At 66.2% G+C, this 19,208-nt stretch carries 16 protein-coding genes and 2 pseudogenes; 4 read left to right on the top strand and 14 right to left on the bottom strand.

The genetic code is table 11. The features are described 5' to 3' along the window. The 4 genes and pseudogenes from QM612_RS06635 to folD form a co-directional block, all read right to left on the bottom strand. A pseudogene (locus QM612_RS06635) lies at positions 1–115 on the bottom strand (DUF2274 domain-containing protein); the annotation flags it as partial. 66 nt (positions 116–181) lie between these two features. Then, the gene (gene guaA, locus QM612_RS06630; protein WP_415253109.1) at positions 182–1,756 is read right to left on the bottom strand and encodes a glutamine-hydrolyzing GMP synthase; all 1,575 of its coding nucleotides are present in this window, start codon (positions 1,754–1,756) and stop codon (positions 182–184) included. A gap of 130 nt (positions 1,757–1,886) precedes the next feature. Further along, positions 1,887–3,347 carry an IMP dehydrogenase gene (gene guaB, locus QM612_RS06625; RefSeq protein ID WP_415253108.1) on the bottom strand — a complete coding sequence of 487 codons (1,461 nt, stop codon included), beginning with the start codon at positions 3,345–3,347 and terminating at the stop codon, positions 1,887–1,889. A gap of 237 nt (positions 3,348–3,584) precedes the next feature. After that, complete coding sequence (gene folD, locus QM612_RS06620; protein ID WP_415253107.1) at positions 3,585–4,451, bottom strand: bifunctional methylenetetrahydrofolate dehydrogenase/methenyltetrahydrofolate cyclohydrolase FolD; 867 nt, start codon at positions 4,449–4,451, stop codon at positions 3,585–3,587. Between the two features lie 156 nt (positions 4,452–4,607). Between folD and QM612_RS06615 the strand changes: the two genes are divergently transcribed. Then, on the top strand, positions 4,608–4,808 hold the full coding sequence (locus QM612_RS06615) for a hypothetical protein (RefSeq protein ID WP_415253106.1): 201 nt from the start codon (positions 4,608–4,610) through the stop codon (positions 4,806–4,808). 6 nt (positions 4,809–4,814) lie between these two features. Here QM612_RS06615 and QM612_RS06610 read toward each other — a convergent pair whose 3' ends face one another. The 9 genes from QM612_RS06610 to ndk form a co-directional block, all read right to left on the bottom strand. Continuing rightward, positions 4,815–5,855, bottom strand: a complete 1,041-nt coding sequence (locus QM612_RS06610; RefSeq protein ID WP_415253105.1) for a DUF2272 domain-containing protein — start codon at positions 5,853–5,855, stop codon at positions 4,815–4,817. Then, positions 5,852–6,979, bottom strand: a complete 1,128-nt coding sequence (moeB, locus tag QM612_RS06605) for a molybdopterin-synthase adenylyltransferase MoeB (RefSeq protein ID WP_415253104.1) — start codon at positions 6,977–6,979, stop codon at positions 5,852–5,854. The genes QM612_RS06610 and moeB overlap by 4 nt, the downstream gene beginning before the upstream one ends. Then, positions 6,979–8,376: a ribosome biogenesis GTPase Der gene (gene der, locus QM612_RS06600; protein WP_415253103.1), complete on the bottom strand. Its 1,398-nt coding sequence runs from the start codon at positions 8,374–8,376 to the stop codon at positions 6,979–6,981. The genes moeB and der overlap by 1 nt, the downstream gene beginning before the upstream one ends. Positions 8,377–8,489: 113 nt before the next feature. After that, positions 8,490–9,659, bottom strand: coding sequence for an outer membrane protein assembly factor BamB (bamB, locus tag QM612_RS06595; protein WP_415253102.1), 1,170 nt, complete (start codon positions 9,657–9,659; stop codon positions 8,490–8,492). 11 nt (positions 9,660–9,670) lie between these two features. Next, the gene (locus tag QM612_RS06590) at positions 9,671–10,315 is read right to left on the bottom strand and encodes a YfgM family protein (RefSeq protein ID WP_415253101.1); all 645 of its coding nucleotides are present in this window, start codon (positions 10,313–10,315) and stop codon (positions 9,671–9,673) included. Positions 10,316–10,399: 84 nt separating this feature from the next. Continuing rightward, the gene (locus QM612_RS06585; RefSeq protein ID WP_415253100.1) at positions 10,400–11,194 is read right to left on the bottom strand and encodes a helix-turn-helix domain-containing protein; all 795 of its coding nucleotides are present in this window, start codon (positions 11,192–11,194) and stop codon (positions 10,400–10,402) included. Continuing rightward, positions 11,191–12,009, bottom strand: coding sequence for a tetratricopeptide repeat protein (locus tag QM612_RS06580; RefSeq protein ID WP_415253099.1), 819 nt, complete (start codon positions 12,007–12,009; stop codon positions 11,191–11,193). Before QM612_RS06580 ends, QM612_RS06585 begins: the two co-directional genes overlap by 4 nt. Further along, positions 11,999–13,225 carry a 23S rRNA (adenine(2503)-C(2))-methyltransferase RlmN gene (gene rlmN / locus QM612_RS06575; RefSeq protein ID WP_415253098.1) on the bottom strand — a complete coding sequence of 409 codons (1,227 nt, stop codon included), beginning with the start codon at positions 13,223–13,225 and terminating at the stop codon, positions 11,999–12,001. Before rlmN ends, QM612_RS06580 begins: the two co-directional genes overlap by 11 nt. Before the next feature lie 7 nt (positions 13,226–13,232). Beyond that, complete coding sequence (gene ndk / locus QM612_RS06570) at positions 13,233–13,658, bottom strand: nucleoside-diphosphate kinase (RefSeq protein WP_415253097.1); 426 nt, start codon at positions 13,656–13,658, stop codon at positions 13,233–13,235. A gap of 217 nt (positions 13,659–13,875) precedes the next feature. Between ndk and QM612_RS06565 the strand changes: the two genes are divergently transcribed. The 3 genes from QM612_RS06565 (at position 13,876) to QM612_RS06555 (ending at position 18,238) form a co-directional block, all read left to right on the top strand. Beyond that, entirely contained in the window at positions 13,876–14,502 is a 627-nt protein-coding gene (locus QM612_RS06565) for a TetR/AcrR family transcriptional regulator (RefSeq protein WP_415253096.1), read from the top strand. Between the two features lie 34 nt (positions 14,503–14,536). Then, positions 14,537–16,909, top strand: coding sequence for a 3-hydroxyacyl-CoA dehydrogenase/enoyl-CoA hydratase family protein (locus QM612_RS06560; protein ID WP_415253095.1), 2,373 nt, complete (start codon positions 14,537–14,539; stop codon positions 16,907–16,909). A 123-nt stretch (positions 16,910–17,032) separates the two neighbouring features. Next, the gene (locus QM612_RS06555; RefSeq protein ID WP_415253094.1) at positions 17,033–18,238 is read left to right on the top strand and encodes an acetyl-CoA C-acyltransferase; all 1,206 of its coding nucleotides are present in this window, start codon (positions 17,033–17,035) and stop codon (positions 18,236–18,238) included. A 161-nt stretch (positions 18,239–18,399) separates the two neighbouring features. On the opposite strand, the pseudogene QM612_RS06550 reads toward QM612_RS06555, so the two are convergent. Further along, a pseudogene (locus QM612_RS06550) lies at positions 18,400–19,208 on the bottom strand (UTP--glucose-1-phosphate uridylyltransferase); the annotation flags it as partial.

The raw sequence follows: 19,208 nt of genomic DNA, 5'->3' as shown, positions 1-19,208 counted from the left end.
CCCTGCCCCGCCTGAACCCCCGATCCCCCGCGATGAACGCCTCCAGCATGTGCGGGATCAGCGTCGTCGCATCGACTGCTTCGCCGTAGGTCTGCGCGTACATGGCGCCTAGCCTCAGTGACGTATTTTTACGTTACGGCTGTTTTTCGATAGCTGGCGATAGTCCTCGAAGGACGTCAATTCACTCCCACTCAATCGTCGCCGGCGGCTTGCCGCTAATGTCATAGACCACGCGCGAGACGCCGCGCAGTTCATTGATGATGCGGTTGCTGACGGTGCCGAGGAAGTCGTACGGCAGGTGCGCCCAGTGCGCGGTCATGAAGTCGATGGTTTCCACCGCGCGCAGGGCGATCACCCATTCGTAGGCGCGGGCATCGCCGACCACGCCGACCGACTTCACCGGCAGGAACACCGCGAACGCTTGCGATGTCTTGTCGTACAACCCGGCCTTGCGCAGTTCGTCGATGAAGATGGCGTCGGCCTTTGCCAGCAATTCGGCGTACTCCGGCTTCACTTCACCAAGGATGCGCACGCCCAGCCCCGGGCCGGGGAACGGGTGGCGATAGACCATCTCGCGCGGCAGGCCGAGTTCCACGCCAAGGCGACGCACTTCGTCCTTGAACAATTCGCGCAGCGGTTCCACCAGCCCCAGCTTCATGTGCTCGGGCAGGCCACCGACGTTGTGATGACTCTTGATGACGTGCGCCTTGCCGGTCTTGCTGCCGGCGGATTCGATCACGTCCGGGTAGATGGTGCCCTGCGCCAGCCACTTGGCGTTCTGCAACTTGTTCGATTCTTCCTCGAAGATTTCGACGAACAGGTTGCCGATGATCTTGCGCTTGGCTTCCGGGTCGGCCACGCCTTCCAGTGCCTTGAAGTAGCGCTCGGCGGCATTCACGCGGATCACCTTGATGCCCATGCCTCCATGTGCGGCGTCCTGCGCGAACATCGCCATCACCTGGTCGCCTTCCTGCCAGCGCAGCAGGCCGGTATCGACGAACACGCAGGTCAGCTGCTCGCCGATGGCCCGATGCAGCAGCGCGGCCACCACGGACGAATCCACGCCACCGGACAGGCCAAGGATCACTTCATCGGAACCGACCTGCTCGCGCACGCGGGCGATCTGGTCGTCGATGATGTTGGCTGCCGTCCACAGCGTCTTGCAGCCGCAGATGTCCACTGCAAAACGGCGCAACAGCGCTTCGCCGGCGGCGGTATGCGTCACTTCCGGGTGGAACTGCACGCCGTAGATTTTCTTCGCATCATTCGCAAACGCCGCAATGCCGAGGCGGTCAGTGCGCGCGGTGACGGTGAAGCCCTCCGGCGCGCGCGCGACGTGATCGCCGTGGCTCATCCACACGTTGCACAGCGCTTCGCTGGTTGCCACCGGCGACAGCAGCGCGTCCTGCGCGATGATTTCGAGCGCGGCATGACCGAACTCGCGCTGGTTGCCGGCTTCGGTCGCACCGCCCAACTGCGTTGCCAGCGTCTGCATGCCGTAGCAGATGCCGAGCAGCGGCACGCCCGCATCGAACACCTCGCGCGGTGCGGCGGGGCAGCCGGCCTGCGTGGTCGATTCCGGGCCACCGGACAGGATGATGCCCTTCGCACCGAACGCAGCGATCTCGGCCGGGTCGTGGTCCCAGGCCCAGATTTCGCAATAGACGCCGATCTCGCGGATGCGGCGGGCGATCAATTGCGTGTACTGCGCGCCGAAGTCGAGGATGAGGAGCTTGTCGCTGTGGATGCTGGTCATTTTTGCCTCCCCTCTCCCTCCGGGAGAGGGGCTGGGGGTGAGGGTACGAGTCATCGGGATACCGGATCGGGTACCGAACCCTCACCCGGCGCTTCGCGCCACCCTCTCCCGGAGGGAGAGGGAAACACCATCAACCCGCGCGGTAGTTCGGCGGCTCTTTCGTGATCTGCACGTCGTGCACATGGCTTTCGCGCTGGCCGGCGCCGGTCACCTTCACGAAGGACGGTTGCTTGCGCATGTCCTCGATGGTGGCGCAACCCACGTAGCCCATCGTGGCGCGCAGGCCACCCACCAGTTGATGCACTACGCCGGACAGCGGGCCGCGATACGGCACGCGGCCTTCGATGCCTTCCGGCACCAGCTTGTCGGCATCGGAAGCATCCTGGAAATAGCGATCCTTGCTGCCCTTCTCCATCGCGCCAAGGCTGCCCATGCCGCGATAGCTCTTGTAGCTGCGGCCCTGGAACAGTTCGGTTTCGCCCGGGCTTTCCTCGGTGCCGGCGAACAGGCCACCGATCATCACGCTGGAAGCACCGGCGACAATCGCCTTGCCGATGTCGCCGGAATAGCGGATGCCGCCATCGGCGATCAGCGGGATGCGATCCTGCAAGGCCTCGGCCACCATGTCGATGGCGGTCACCTGCGGCACGCCGACGCCGGCCACGATGCGGGTGGTGCAGATCGAACCGGGGCCAACGCCCACCTTCACCGCGTCCGCGCCGGCATCCATCAGCGCCAGCGCGGCATCGCCGGTGACGATGTTGCCGCCGATCACCTGCAATGCCGGGAAGTGCCGCTTGGCCCAGGCCACGCGGTCCAGCACGCCCTGCGAATGGCCGTGCGCGGTATCCACCACGACCACGTCCACGCCTGCGGCCACCAGCGCTTCAACGCGCTGTTCGGTGTCGCCACCCACGCCCACCGCCGCGCCCACCAGCAGGCGGCTGCTGGCGTCCTTGGCGGCATTGGGGTTGTCCGATTTCTTCTGGATGTCCTTGACGGTAATCAGGCCGCGCAGGGCAAACTCGTCGTTGACCACCAGCACCTTCTCGATGCGGTGCTTGTGCAGCAGGCCCAGCACTTCGTCGTCGGAAGCGCCCTCCTTCACCGTGACCAGCCGATCCTTCTTGGTCATGATGTGGCGGACGGGGTCGTCCAGCTTCTTCTCGAAGCGCATGTCGCGGCCCGTCACGATGCCGACCAACTGACCGGCGTCATCCACCACCGGCACGCCGGAGATGTTGCGCGCGCGGGTCAGGCGCAGGACTTCGCCGATGGTGGTGTCCGGGCCAACGGTGAACGGCTCGCGGATCACGCCGGCCTCGAAGGTCTTGACCCGTGCCACCTGCGCGGCCTGCGCCTCGGCAGTCATGTTCTTGTGCAGGATGCTGATGCCGCCAAGCTGGGCCAGCGCGATGGCGAGGCGGGCTTCGCTGACCGTGTCCATCGCCGCCGAGACGATCGGCAGGCGGATGCGCAGGTCGCGGGTCAGGCGGGTTTCGAGGGAGACGTCCTTCGGCAGGACGGTGGAATGCGCGGGGACGAGCGAAACGTCGTCGTACGTCAGTGCTTCAGCCTTGATGCGGAGCATCGGCAGTCCCGGGGGAAGTGGGGAAGCGCGTCATTATAGCGCGCTGCAGCCGCGCCGCGAGTCATCACAAGCGACTGCCGGTATCCCTCGCAACCAAGCGAGTATCGGGGAGCGACTTGCGAGGGATACCGGCAGTCGCCCCCAATATCAAACCATCTGGCAGGACTGGCAGGCATCCGCTAGGCGGCTCGAAATGCCGCTGCGCGGACGCCTGCCAATAATCCTGCTTGCATGGGGTCAGCCGGCAGCGTCCGCCAACTCCGCCGCTTCCAGCGTGTTCTGCATCAGGGTGGCGACCGTCATCGGCCCCACCCCGCCCGGCACCGGGGTGATCCAGCTTGCACGTTCCGCCGCTGCGGCGAAGCCCACGTCGCCCACCAGCCGGCCATCGTCCAGCCGGTTGATGCCAACGTCGATCACCACCGCACCCGGCTTCACCCATTCGCCCGGGATCAGGCCGGGCCGGCCCACCGCCACAACCAGGATGTCGGCCTCGCCCACGTGCCGTTGCAACACCTCCGGCGGCGTGAACTTGTGGCAACTGGTCACGGTGCAGCCGGCGATCAGCAGCTCCTGCCCCATCGGCCGGCCGACGTGGTTGGACACGCCGACAATCGTCGCGCTCTGCCCGCGCACTGGCCTGTCGGTGTAGGCCAGCAGCGTGGTGATGCCGCGCGGCGTGCAGGGGCGCAGGCCGAACTGGCGCAACGCCAGATGGCCGACGTTCTGCGGATGGAAGCCATCCACGTCCTTGTCCGGATGGATGCGTTCGATCAATGCGCTGGCATCGCGGATGCCGGGCAGCGGCAACTGGATCAGGATGCCGTTGACCTGCGGGTCTGCGTTGAGGCGGTCGATCAGGGCCAGCAGTTCGGCCTCGCTGGTACCTGCCGGCAGGTCGTGGTCAAAGGCCTGGATGCCGACGATGGAAGCCGCGCGGCGCTTGTTGCGCACGTAGCTCTGGCTGGCCGGGTCACTGCCGACCAGCACCACCGCCAGCCCGGGCCGCGACTTGCCGGCAGCGACGCGGGCGTCCACCTGCGCCTTCAGGTTGAGCAGCAGGTCGTCTGCGATGCGCTTTCCGTCGAGGATCCGGGCAGTCATGCGATGCGGAGGCGTTGCGGTGGGGGCGTGCATTATCACTCACGACGATGACCCGGCGTGCCTGTTGTTGGCCGCGACAGCGCACCGGAACCGTTGTAAGTTACGGACACGGTACGAGGCGGCGTTGACCGTCTATCAAAGGCTGATGGGGGCCACATGGCGATCCAGGGTGAATGTCCGAAGTGCGGCAAGCGCGTCTTGCACGTCAACGTCGAGAGCGTGGTTGGCGTGGTGGACGGCACCAGCAAGGCACGTTGCCTGAGCTACAGCTGCATCCACTGCAACGCCGTACTTGGCGTGCAGATCGACCATCGCGGCAAACCGCGCGCGCGCAGCAAGCCGGCAGCGGACGCCTGACCCGTTCTACTGCGAACCCTGCAACAGGTTCTGCGGCTGCACTGGCTGTGAGTCTCCCTGCGCCGGGCAGCGCGGCACGCCGGAGCCGACCACGCAGTTCACGCAGCAGGTCTGCGGCACCGGTGGAGCGGGCAGCAAGGCCGGCGGCGTCACCGGGCCGAGCTTCGCCAGTTCGTCCTGCGGTTTCAGCTTGAGCAGCGCCGCCCAGTCCTGGCGATTGAAATTGCAGTAGCCCGCGGTGTCGGGCGAACACACCACGTCGCCATCACTGCGCCGGGGCAGGCCCCACAACTGGCCGTTGGCATTGACGTTGAGGATGCGCATGCCAACGGCCTGCTGCACATTGCCGCCAATCGTGTAGGCCTTGCCGCCATCGATGGCAACGATGGCATCGCAATGCATCGGCAAACTGGTCGCGCCGCCGTCGATGGCCTTCACCAGGCCATCAAAGCCATACACCCGATTGCTGCGCACGTAGCAGAGCATGTCGCCCACCGCCAGCGTTGCCGCCATCGGCTCGGTGAAAAGATACGGGCTTCCGGTCGGATTGCTGCGGGCCGCGCGCACGTATTCGTAATGGTTGGGCGATGAGGTGAAACCGGGCACGCCTGCGCGCTGCATCACCCAGCTGATGAAGGCCGCCGACCACGGGTTGTCCACCACGAAGCTGCGACAGCCCAGTCCCGGATACGAGGCATTCATCGCGGCGTGATTGCAGTCCGATGCGCCGGACTTGAATGCCAGCGGCCCCAGCAACCCGCTGGACTGCCAGTAGTACGCCACCTTGCGCCACGGTGCGCCGCCGTCCTTCAGGCCATTGTCTTCGGCTTCGTAGGCGGTCAGGCTTGCCAGCCTGCCATCGGCATCGATGAAGGGGCGATTCCAGCGCAGGTGTTCGTCGCAGGCCACCGCCGCAATGCGGATCGCAACCTGCGCGTCGGACTGACGCTGGCTGAGTGCCGGGCACTGGTCAGCCGCCAACGCCGCGTGTGAGCTCGCCAGCAACAGCATGGCGATGACAAGCCGCTTCCATCCAGCAAACATCATTGACCGCCTCCGGCGCAGAACGCCTCGTAATCGACATATCCGGGAAAAGCGAGATTCGGGGCGCAAACCGGACATTGCGGGTCCGGCAACAGCCGCGTTTCGCGAAAACGCATCGACAGCGCATCGAAGCGCAGCAGCCGCCCGCGCAGCGGCTGGCCGATGTCCAGCAGCAGCTTGATCGCCTCGGTGGCCTGCAGCATGCCGATCACGCCGGGCAGCACGCCCAGCACGCCGGCCTCGGCGCAGTTGGGTGCGTCTTCGGGCGATGGCGGCTGCGGGAACAGGCAGCGATAGCACGGCGCGACGCCGCGATGGCGACCGGCATCGAACACGCTGGCCTGCCCCTCGAAACGATGCACCGCGCCATATACCAGCGGCTTGCCCTGTTTCACGCAGGCATCGCTGAGCAGATAGCGCAGCGGGAAATTGTCGGCACCATCGATCACCGCGTCCACGCCGTCCAGCAGGCGTTCGACATTGGCCGAGGTGACGCGCTCCGGCACGGCCTCGATCCGCGTGCGCGGGTTGAGCGCCGACAGCGTGAGCGCAGCGGATGCCACCTTGGGCATGCCGATGCGCGCCTGCGCATGCAGCACCTGCCGCTGCAGATTGCTCAGATCGACCACGTCGTCATCGGCGATGCGCAGCGTGCCGACGCCGGCAGCGGCGAGGTACAGCGCCGCCGGCGAACCCAGCCCGCCCGCGCCGACCAGCAACACGCGCGCGGCTTCGAGTTTCTGCTGGCCTTCCAGCCCCACGTCCGGCAGCCGCATCTGGCGCGAATAGCGCTGCGCGAAATCTTCGTCGATATCGGGTTTGGTCATCGGCAAACCAGCAGCCTGCCAGGCGTCCGTGCCACCTTCGACCGTACCCACGTTGCGATAGCCCTGCGCCGCAAGCGCCAGTGCCGCCGCCTGCGAGCGCATGCCGCGCTGGCAAATCAGCCAGACTTCGGCATCCACATCCGGCAGGTAACGCGCGGGTTCGTGTTCCAGCGCCTCGCGGGCGATGCCCAGCGCGCCTTCGGCGCAGCCCTGCGCGCGTTCGTGATCGGCGCGCAGGTCGATCAGCAATGCCCCGGCCTGCTGGCGGGCGCGGGCCTGTGCGGGGCCGGCACTACGCATCAGCCGCGCTTGACGTGCCGCATCAGCCGCCGCTTGGATGCGATCTGGCGCTCGGTCAACTCGTTCCTGCGGCCTTCGTAGGGATTGCTGTTTTCCCGGAAGATGAAGCGGATCGGCGTGCCGACCAGCTTGAAGCGCTTGCGGAAGAAGTTTTCCAGATAGCGATGGTAGGTCTGGCTCAGTGTTTTCAGGCGGGTGCCGTGGACGACGAAGGTCGGCGGGCTTTCGCCACCCGGATGCGCGAAGCGCAGCTTGGCGACATGGCCGCGCACCACCGGCGGCGGATTGGCCTCGTAGGCGGCTTCCACGGCGCGGGTCACCTCTGCCGTGCTGAACTGCCGGGTTGCGGACGCATGCGCACGATGGATCGCCTTGAACAGCTCGCGCAGGCCGGAACCGTGCAGCGCGGAAATGCGCACGCGCTCGGCCCATTCGACGAAACTCAGCTTGCGCGCGGCCAGCGTTTCGGCCTGCTGGCGCTCATAGTCGCTGCGCCCGTCCCATTTGTTGATGGCGATGACCAGTGCGCGCCCGGAATCCAGCACCGCGCCCAGCACGGTGGCGTCCTGATCGGTCACGCCTTCGCTGGCATCCAACATCAGCACCGCGACCTGGCACTGTTCGATGGCCTGCAGGGTCTTGACCACCGAGAACTTTTCGACCGCTTCCTCCACCCGCGCACGGCGACGCAGGCCGGCGGTGTCGATCAGGCGGTACTTGCGGCCATCGCGCTCCAGATCGACGGCGATGGAGTCGCGGGTGGTGCCCGGCACTTCGGAGGCGATCATCCGCTCCTCGCCAAGGATGCGGTTAACCAAGGTCGATTTGCCCACGTTGGGACGCCCGACGAAGGCGATGCGCACGCGCTCCGGGTCATCGTCCAGGGTTTCCGCAGCGCCTTCCTCGGGCAACAGCTTGACCGCCTTCGCCAGCAGTTCGTCGATGCCGGTGCGGTGCGCGGACGACACCGCCAGCGCATCGCTGAAGCCATAGCGCGAGAACTCGGCCAGCGCGGCGCGCACGTCGATGCCGTCTGACTTGTTGACGATCAGCAAGGTCGGCTTGGACAGCTTGCGCAGCCAGCGCAGGATGTCGTCGTCCAGTGCCGATGCGCCTTCGCGGCCATCGACGATGAACAGGATCAGGTCGGCTTCTTCCGCTGCCGCGCGCGACTGTTTTGCGGTTGCGCCGGCCAGGCCTTCGTCCTCGCCGGCGATGCCGCCGGTATCGACCAGCACGAATGGCTTGCCCTCGATCAGCCGGCACACGCCGTAATTGCGGTCACGGGTCACCCCCGGCTGGTCGTGGACCAGCGCGTCGCGGGTGCGCGTCAGCGCATTGAACAGCGTCGATTTGCCGACGTTGGGACGCCCGACCAGGGCGACGAGGGGCAACATTGGATCTACCTTTGCGCAGAGGGCGCGGAAAAACACCTGCGGATGAAACGCAACGGCCCCGGCAGGTTAGCCGGGGCCGCGCATGCATGCCAGCCCTAGGCCGGCGTGATGGCTCATTGCAGCGCGAACGCCGCCAGTTCGCCTTCGCTGTCCTGCACGACGACGATGCCGTCTGCCTGCACCGGCTGGCCGATGATCGCCGCGCCCATCTTGGCGCGAGCGGCGAAGGCACCATCGTTCAGCCGCAGCCAGTGCAGCACGCCGTCCAGATCGCCGACCACCGCGTAATCGCCCTGCACGGCAGGCGCGCTGACGTTGCGGTACAGCAGGCCGGTTTGCTGCCACAGGCTGCCGCCGGAGTTCTTGTCCAGCGCACTGACGTTGCCGTCGCGGTCGCTCACGACAATCGCGGAATTGCTGACGCCAACACCACGCGCGCCGCCGTTGTCGCTCTGCCACATCACCTGCCCGCTGGGGCCGTCGATGGCCACCGTGCGCTTCTTGTGGCTGCTGGCGAACAAGGTCGTGCCATCCAGCACGGCGTCGCCATCGACGTCGGCCATGCGTTCCAGTTCGTTGCGGCCTTCCGCCTCGGCGACCACCGCCGACCACAGCACCGCGCCATCGCTCGCCTTCAGCGCAGTGAGCTTGCCGTCATCGCTGCCCACGAACAGGATGCCCGGGCCCAGCGTGATGCCGCCGGTGCCGCGCACGGTGAGCGCAGGGGATTCAACGGCATGGAACCAGCGACGCTCGCCACTGCCGGCATCAAACGCAGTCAGCCGGCCATCGTTGGAATGCACGAACACCATGCCGCTGCCAATCGCGGGCGCGGCGATGATTTCGTTGCCGACCTTGGCCGTCCACTTCTGCTCGCCGGTGGCGGCATCCAGCGCGATCACGTCGCCGTCCAGGCTGCCCACCACCACCAGACCATCCCCGACGCCGGGGCCACCACTCAGGGGCAGATCCGAGGCATGCCGCCACAGCGACTGGCCGGTACGCAGGTCGAAGACCGACACGCCGCCCTCCACCGCCGCCGCATAGACGCGGCCATCAGCGATCACCGGGTGCTGGCCGATGCCCAGCTGCTCCTCGCCCTTGCCGAGCTTCGCAGTCCACAGCCTGCTCACATTGGCGCTGGTGGTGATGTCCACAAGCTTGGTTGGCTCGCCGGTCTTGTCCTTGTTCTTGCCGCCAAACACGTTCTTGATGCTCGTGCAGCCGGACAGCAGGGCCACTGCCATGGTCGCTGCCGCAAGCAGGCGCAGGGAAGGTCGCATCGCCTGGATCATCAGGTCTTGTCCTCGGTATGCGGCGGCGTGCCGCCGGCCTCGATCAGTTTCAGGGTAATCAAACGGTGCTGCGGGCTGGCAACATCCACCAGCGCCAGCGCCTTGAGATACGCCGCCTGCGCCTTGGCGCGGTCGCCCAGCGCGAATTGGGCATCGCCCTGCACGTCCAGCATCGCCGCATCGCGCTCGTCATTCAGCAGCGGCAGTGCCTCCTTGGCCTTGCCGGCGTCGATCAGCAGCCGTGCCAGGCGCTGGTTCAATACCGGGCGCAGGTCGGGATCGACCGTGCCCAGCCCTTGCAGGGTGGCGATGGCATCGTCGCGCTTGCCGGCGTCGGCCTGCGCCTTGGCAAGCTGCAACGCCGCCAGGGTGGCGAGCGTCGGGTTGCCCTTGCTCAGGCCGGCGATGACGGCCTTGCCCTTGTCCTGCGGGATTTTCCCCGCTTCGAACGCGGTCACGGCGCTGCTGTAACTGGCACTGGTCTCGGCCCCGGCCTGCAGCCGCTTGCCCTGCCACCACTGCCAGCCCACGATGGCAGCCAGGCCAAGGGCGACGCCCCCGATCAGGCCGAGTGCGTTGCTGCGAACCCAGTTGCGTACTTGCTCGCTCTGTTCGTGCTCGTTGAGCAGTTCATCAATCGCCATGCTGTCTCTCGCCCGCCCGCCGGGCGGGACGTCTGGAATCGGAAAATTTGGATGCCGCGTGGTATTGCAGACCGCGTTGCTGCTTCAGTCCGACGCCACCAGCGAACCGTCGGAGGATACCGTAAAGCGGGCGACGTTCGCGCGGGCGAAAGGCGTCAGGTCAACGGGACGGCCCCGGTGTTCCAGCTCGACCGCAGCAGCATTGCCGATGGTCAGGCGTTGCACCTGAGCGGCGGTGTAACGGCGTTCGCTGCCGGCCGGCAACAGGCCCTTTTCCAGCGATGCGCCATCGGTGCCGATGACCTCGAACCAGCTTTCGCCACGGGTGCGCAGCACGATGCCGGCATCGGCCGGCTTCACCGCCGGCTTTGCGACCGGCGTCATCGACGCCACCACGGTACGCGGGCCTTCCGATGCGGGCTGCGCGACAGCATCGACCGGCGTGTCCAGCGCGGCCACGCCCGTGTCGGCATCGGACAGGTGCTGGCGGGTCGCCACCCAGGCCGGGATCGCCAGCGACAGGGTCAGCACCACATAGACCAGCCGGCGACCGATCTGCTCGGCCCACCATTGCGCCTTCGGCGTGTGGGTGCGGCTGACCAGCTTTGAAGGTTCAACCGGGCCCACGTCCAGCGCGGCCATCATCGGCGCGGTGGTCAGGCCCAGCAGCCGCGAATAGCTGCGCACCTGCCCGCGCACGAACACCGGCGCACCCAGCCGCGACCAGTCTTCCGCCTCCAGCGAGCACACCACCCGCGCCGGCATTTTCAGCTTGCCGGCAACGTCGTCGATGCTCATGCCGGCAGCCTCGCGCGCGGCGCGCAGGCGTTCGCCACACCCGGCAAGGGCTTGCAGATCAGGGGAAAGCATCGCGGTCATTGCGTGCGCGGCACAGTGGTGGAAGCAGGCGGAAGCGCCTGTAAACGTGAAAGATAGCGCGAAGCGGCCACATTGTCGCCCAGTTTTTGCTCGATGCCGACGGCGAGCTGCAAGGCGTCGCGGTCGGACGGTGCCAATTCCAGCCAGCGCTCGACGAAGGCGCGCGCTTCAAGGGCACGCCCGCTGTCGTATTGCAGATGGGCCATGCCGGACAACGCAAGCAGGTTTTTCGGGTCGATGCCAAGCGCCGCGCGCCAGCCCGCCTCCGCGCGCTCCGGCAAGCCGGCCTTGCGCGCGCAACTGCCCGCGTTTACCAGCGCCGAGGCCGGTGATGCATAACTGCCATCGGCCAGCGCGCGATCGAACCACGCCAGCGATTCCTGCGGCTGCCCGTTGGCGCACAGCCAGCCACCGTAATTGTTGGCATACACGCCCTTGTCGGGCATGACTTCCACCGCCTGCCGGTAATGCGCGCCTGCGGTCTTCGCATCGCCGCGCGCGTCCGCGATCAACCCCAGCAGCGTGTGTGCATCAGCGGAGCGCGGTGCCAGTTCCAGCGCACGCCGGGCCTGCCGCTCGGACTGCTGCAACTCGCCGCGCTGGTAGAGCGTGGTGGCCGACACCAGCAGCAAAGTGGCATCACCCGCACCTTGCCGCTGCTTCTGATTCTTGCCACTGACGTCGTAGGTCGGCGCGACCTGCGTGTATTCGCCGCGCTTGGCGCTGGGACGGATGAAGGTCAGGCGCTCCATCGCCCGGCAGCCCACGATCAGCATGCAGGAAAGCGCCAACAGGGCAATGGCTTCACGCCGCATCGGAAACTCCTGTCGCTTCAAGACGCTTGCGGTGTTCGGCGGAACGGCGGGTGCGATCCATCACCTGCCCCTTCAACTGGCCGCAGGCGGCATCGATGTCGTCGCCGCGCGTGCGCCGCACCGGCGCGATCATGCCGGCGTTGTTGAGCTGCTTCTGGAAGGCGCGGATCGCCACGTCGTCCGGGCGCTCGAAGCGGGTGCCGGGGAACGGGTTGAACGGGATCAGGTTGACCTTGGCCGCGTCCTTCATCTGCACGCGGCGGTCGAACTCGCGCATCAACTTCACCAGTTCGCGCGCGTGCTGCGGCTGGTCGTTGACGCCACGCATCAGGGTGTATTCGAAGGTGACGGATTCGCCCTTCTTGCGCGTGGCATAGCGCACGCAGGCGTCCATCAGTTCGGCGATGGGGTATTTCTTGTTCAATGGCACCAGCGTGTCGCGCAGCTCGTCGAACGGCGCATGCAGCGACACCGCCAGCGACACGTCGCTCTCCGCCGCCAGCCGGTCGATCATCGGCACCATGCCGGCGGTGGACAGCGTGACCCGCTTGTTGGCCAGGCCGTAGCCAAGGTCATCGCGCATGATGCTCATCGCGCGCACCACGTTGTCGAAGTTCATGAGCGGCTCGCCCATGCCCATCATCACCACATTGGTGAGCCGGCGCTGCTGGTGCGGCACGTTGCCCAGATGACGCGCGGCCACCCACACCTGGCCGATGATTTCTGCGGTGGACAGGTTGCGGTTGAAGCCCTGCGTCGCGGTGGAGCAGAACGTGCAGTTGAGCGCGCAGCCCACCTGCGAGGACACGCATAGCGTGCCGCGCCCCTTGTCGGGGATATAGACGGTTTCGATGGCGTTCTTCGGATCCATGCCGAGCAGCCATTTGTGGGTACCGTCGGTGGATGCCTTGTCGAACACCACCTGCGGCGCGCGCACCACCGCGCGCTCTTCCAGCTTGGCGCGAAGCGCCTTGCCGAGGTCGGTCATGTCCGCGAATTCGGTGGCGTAGCGGTGATGAATCCACTTCATCACCTGATGCGCGCGGAACTTCTTTTCGCCCAGGTCTTCCTCGAAGAAACGCTCCAGACGGGCGCGGTCGAAATCGAAGATGTTTGTACGTGCATTCGTGCCGGCATTCACCGGCACGGACGGTTGCGCAGCACCGGCCTCGCCCACGAGGGCGATGTCGATGACCGGTGTGCGCGTATCGCTCATCGAAGGATCAGCGTGCGTAAACGTCGGTGGCCGGGAAGAAGTAGGCGATCTCGATCGCCGCGTTCTCCAGCGAGTCCGAACCGTGTACCGCATTGGCGTCGATGCTTTCGGCAAAGTCGGCGCGGATGGTGCCCGGCGCTGCTTCCTTCGGATTGGTGGCACCCATCAGCTCGCGGTTCTTCAGCACCGCGTTCTCGCCTTCCAGCACCTGGATCATCACCGGGCCGGAGATCATGAACTCGACCAGCGCGTTGAAGAACGGACGCTCGCGATGCACGGCGTAGAAGCCTTCGGCTTCCTGGCGGGACAGGTGCTTCATCTTCGCGGCCACGACCTTCAGGCCGGCCTTTTCGAAGCGGGAATAGATTTCGCCGATGACGTTCTTGGCGACGGCATCGGGCTTGATGATCGAAATGGTGCGCTCCAGCGCCATGGGAAACTCTCCGGTTGGCGGGCCGGCGAATCGCGTCGCTGGCCCGAAGATAACAGAAAAACCCGCGTACTGGCGCGGGTTTGGCCGACATGGCTGCGGCCAATTCTAGCTGATTTGCGACCGCTTTCCCACGCCGGTGGCGCAATCTTGTTGACGGCCTGGCGGATTCCAGCCTACGATCAAACAAGCGTTTGATTCGACGCCGGAGGGGCCTGCGATGAGCCTGCAACACTTTTCAACCAAGGACCGGATCCTGCATGCGGCGGAGGAGCTGTTCGCCCAGCAGGGCTTTGCGTCCACCTCGCTGCGGCAGGTGACCAGCCGCGCCGACGTCAACATCGCGGCAGTCAATTACCACTTCGGAAGCAAGGACAATCTGGTCAACGAGGTGTTCCGCCGGCGCATGGACGACATGAGCGCGCAGCGCCTGTCGGCATTGCGCAAGGCGGTGGAGACCAGCCCCGGCGAACTGGAGCCGGTGCTGGCGGCATTCGTGGAGCCCGCGCTTGCGATGGCGCAGGACCGCCACGGCGGCGGTGCCTTCATCCGGGTCATCGCCCGCGCCTATGCGGAAAGCAACGACAGCCTGCGCAAGTTCCTGTCCGACCAGTACGGCCATGTGCTGCGCGAGTTCGCCAAGGCCATCGCCGGCTGCGTGCCGGGGCTGGGCAAGGAAGAGTTGTACTGGCGGCTGGACTTCCTGTCCGGCGCGCTGACCTATGCGATGGCCGACTTCGGCCTGATCAAGCGGCCCGCCGGCACCTCCGAGGCCACCCATCGCCAGCGTGCCGCACGTGCGCTGATCCGTTTCGCCGCTGCCGGCCTGAAAGCCGAAGCAGCCTGATCGATTTCACTGATTCATCAAGGAGATACGCAACATGTCTCAGAAATTGCTTGTACGCCGTGCTGCCGTGCTCGGGGCTGGCGTGATGGGCGCGCAGATCGCCGCGCACCTGACCAATGCCGGGGTCGATACCGTGCTGTTCGACCTGCCCGCGAAGGACGGCCACCCGGACGGGATCGTCCACAAGGCGCTGGCGAACCTTGCCAAGCTCTCCCCCGCCCCGCTGGCCAGCAAGTCGCTGGCCACCGCGATCACCGCCGCAAACTATGAGACGGGCCTCGACCAGCTGAAGGACTGCGACCTCATCATCGAGGCCATCGCCGAGCGGATGGACTGGAAGCAGGACCTGTACAGGAAGATCGCCCCGTTCGTGCCCGCCCACGCGGTGCTGGCAAGCAATACATCCGGCTTGGGAATCAACAAGCTGGCGGAAGTGCTGCCCGAGGAACTGCGCCACCGCTTCTGCGGCGTCCACTTCTTCAACCCGCCGCGCTACATGCATCTGGCCGAGCTGATCCCGGCCAAGACCACCGAAGCCGGCGTGCTGGAAGGGCTGGAAACCTTCCTGACCAGCACCCTCGGCAAGGGCGTGGTTTATGCAAAGGACACGCCGAACTTCATCGGCAACCGGATCGGCGTGTTCTCGATCCTGTCGGTCATCCACCACACCCGCCAGTTCGGGCTGGGCTTCGATGAAGTCGATGGCCTGACCGGGCCGCTGCTGGGCCGCCCGAAGTCGGCGACCTATCGCACCTCGGACGTGGTCGGCCTGGACACCATGGCCCACGTCATCAAGACCATGGCCGATACCCTGCCGGACGACCCGTGGCATGCCTATTTCACCTCGCCGGACTGGCTGCAGGCGCTGATCGGCAAGGGCGCGCTGGGGCAGAAGACCGGCGCGGGCATCTTCCGCAAGGTCGGCAAGGACATCGTCGTCCTTGATCTGGAAAAGCAGGATTACCGCGCCGCCGACCGCGCTGCCGCGCCGGAAGTGGTGGACATCCTCAAGCTGAAGAATCCGGCGGAGAAGTTCGCCAAATTGCGCGAAAGCCAGCACCCGCAAGCGCAGTTCCTGTGGGCCTGCTTCCGCGACCTGTTCCACTACAGCGCCTTCCATCTGGCCGACATCGCGCAGACCGCGCGTGACGTGGATCTTGCCATCCGCTGGGGTTACGGCTGGTCGCTGGGCCCGTTCGAAACCTGGCAGGCCGCCGGCTGGAAGCAGGTGGCGCAGTGGATTGCCGATGACATCGTGGCCGGCAAGGCGATGAGCAGCGCCCCCCTGCCCGACTGGGTGTTCGACGGCCGCGAAGGCGTCCACGCCGCCGAGGGCAGTTACAGCCCGGCGAAGAACGCCAAGCTGCCGCGCTCGTCGCTGCCGGTGTACAAGCGCCAGCGCTTCCCCGACCCGCTGCTGGGCGAACGCTTCCCGCAGGGCGAGACGGTGTTCGAGAACGACGGCATCCGCCTGTGGACGGATGGCGACGACATCGCCGTGGCCAGCTTCAAGACCAAGATGCACACGGTCTCCGACGCGGTGCTGGACGGCCTGCAGGAAGCCATCGGCATCGCCGAGAACAAGTTCAAGGGTCTGGTGATCTGGCAGCCGAAGGAACCCTTCTCCGCCGGTGCCGACCTGGCCGGCGCGCTGGGCGCATTGCAGGCCGGCCGGCTTGCCGAGTTCGAAGCGATGGTCGCCAACTTCCAGGCCACCAGCCAGCGCATCAAGTACGCGCAGGTGCCGGTGGTGGCGGCGGTGCGCGGGCTGGCACTGGGCGGTGGCTGCGAGTTCCAGATGCATGCCGCACGCACGGTTGCGCACCTTGAAAGCTACATCGGACTGGTGGAAGCCGGCGTTGGCCTGCTGCCGGCGGGCGGTGGCCTGAAGGAACTGGCGGTGCGCGCATCCCAGGCCGCAGGTGCGAACGGCGACGTGTTCGCCGAATTGAAGAAGGTGTTCGAAACCGTGGCGATGGCGAAGGTGTCGGCCTCCGCGCTGGAGGCGAAGGAACTGGGCCTGCTGCGCGCCGCCGACAAGGTCGCCTTCAACGCCTTCGAACTGCTCTACATCGCCAAACAGGAAGCCGCCGCGCTGGCCGAAACCGGCTACCGCCCGCCGCTGCCGGCACGCGCCGTGCGGGTTGCCGGCGACGTGGGCATCGCCACCTTCCGCATGCTGCTGGTCAACATGCTGGAGGGCCGCTTCATCAGCGAATACGACGACGAAATCGCCACCCGCATTGCCACCGTGCTGTGCGGCGGCGAGGTGGATCGCGGCTCGGTGGTGGACGAGGACTGGCTGCTGAAACTGGAGCGCAAGCACTTCGTGGAACTGGCGCAGCAGGAAAAGACGCAGGCGCGGATCGCGCACATGCTGAAGACCGGCAAGCCTTTGCGGAATTAATCAAATCGTCACCCCGGCGAAAGCCGGGGTCCAGCCTTTGGATACGCCAAGCAAAGAGCTGGATTCCGGCTTTCGCCGGAATGACGGACCCCATTGATCGGCGTGTGTGAATCAGGAGATTCCATGAGCAAGCAAATCCAGGACGCCTACATCGTCGCCGCCACCCGCACCCCGGTGGGCAAGGCACCCAAGGGCGTGTTCCGCAACACCCGTCCCGACGACATGCTGGCGCACGTGCTGCGCAGCGTGGTGGCGCAGGCACCGGGCATCGACGTGAATCGCATCGACGACGCCATCATCGGCTGCGCCATGCCCGAGGGCGAGCAAGGCATGAACGTGGCGCGCATCGGCGTGTTGCTGGCCGGCCTGCCGGACACCGTGGCCGCGCAGACCATCAACCGCTTCTGTTCTTCCGGCCTGCAGGCGGTGGCGCTGGCCGCTGACCAGATCCGCCTTGGCAATGCCGACCTGATGCTGGCCGGCGGCACCGAGTCGATGAGCATGGTGCCGATGATGGGCAACAAGGTCGCCCTCTCCCCGTCCGTGTTCAACGACGACCACGTCGCGATTGCCTATGGCATGGGCATCACCGCCGAGAAGGTCGCCGAAGAATGGCAGGTCAGCCGCGAACAGCAGGACGCCTTCGCCGTGGCATCGCACCAGAAGGCGCTGGCCGCAATCGCTGCCGGCGAGTTCCGCAGCGAAATCACACCGTATGAAATCACGTCGCACATCCCCGACCTTGCCGGCAATGCCATTCGCCTGAAAAAGCTGCTGGTCGAAAACGACGAAGGCCCGCGTGCCGATACGACAGCCGAAGGCCTTGCCAAGCTGCGCCCGGTGTTCCGCAACGGCGCGTTCGGCGGCAGCGTGACCGCCGGCAATTCCTCGCAGATGAGCGACGGCGCAGGCGCGGTGCTGCTGGCTTCGGAACAGGCGATCAAGGATTACGGCCTGACCCCGCTGGCGCGCTTCGTCAGCTTCAGCGTGGCCGGCGTGCGCCCGGAAGTGATGGGCATCGGCCCGATCGCCGCAATCCCGAAGGCACTGAAGCAGGCCGGATTGAGCAAGGATCAGCTGGACTGGATCGAACTGAACGAAGCCTTCGCCGCGCAGGCGCTGGCGGTCATCAAGGATTCGCAGCTCGACCCGGCCAAGGTCAATCCGCTGGGCGGCGCCATCGCACTGGGCCATCCGCTGGGCGCAACCGGCGCGATCCGCACGGCCACTCTCGTCCACGGCCTGCGCCGTCACCAGCAGAAGTACGGCATGGTGACCATGTGCATCGGCACCGGCATGGGCGCGGCGGGCATCTTCGAAGCGGTGTGATCGGTAGGGGCAGGCCCCCGTGCCTGCCCGCTCTCATCGCGACCCGAACAGGGGCAGGCACAGGGGCCTGCCCCTACGCGCGCCTGTTCTGTTGCTGCGCAGGCACAGGGGCCTGCCCCTACGCAACCGGGATGTCGCGGCCAGCTCTCGACCACACCCATCTCGTCCAGCGCGTTCTTCATCAGGTCGCGGGCGGCATCGCTGAGTTTTTCGTGATCCAGCGCGTAGCGGATCGTGGCTTCGATCAGGCCGATGTGGGTGCCGCAGTCGAAACGGGTGCCTCGGAAACGGAAGGCGTCCACGCGCTCGGCTGCAAGCAATGCGGCGATGGCGTCGGTCAACTGGATTTCGCCACCCGTGCCCTGCTGCGTGCGTTCCAGCAGTTCGAAGATCGCGGGATTGAGGATGTAGCGCCCGACCACCGCAAGATTGCTGGGCGCATCGGCGGGCTTGGGCTTCTCGACGATCTGCGCGATCCGCCCGGCCTGCCCGTCAAATGCTTCGGTGGCGACGATGCCGTAGCTGCCGGTCTGCTCGCGCGGCACGTCCTGCACCGCCACCACGCTGCCACCGCTGGCCTGCGCATGATCGGCCATCTGTTTCAACGCGCCATCGCCACGGCTCCAGATCAGGTCGTCGGGCAACAGCACGGCAAAAGGCTGATCGCCCACCACCGGCTTCGCGCAGAGAACGGCATGACCCAACCCCAGCGCCTCGGCCTGGGTCACGAACACCGCGCGCACGCCTTCCGGCAGCACGTTGCGCACCAGGTCGAGCTGCTCGTGCTTGCCGGATTTCTCCAGCTTCTGTTCCAGCTCGTAGGCCTTGTCGAAATAGTCCGCCACCGCGTGCTTGTAGCGGTTGGTGACGAAGACCAGCGTGTCGCAACCGGCCTCGATGGCCTCATCAACTGCGTACTGGATCAGCGGCCTGTCGATGATCGGCAGCATTTCCTTCGGCACGGTCTTGG

Source organism: Thermomonas sp. (assembly GCF_047606765.1).
GTDB lineage: Bacteria > Pseudomonadota > Gammaproteobacteria > Xanthomonadales > Xanthomonadaceae > Thermomonas.
The sequence above is the reverse complement of the archived record's forward strand: the minus strand, read 5'-3'. Positions and strand labels throughout refer to the sequence as shown.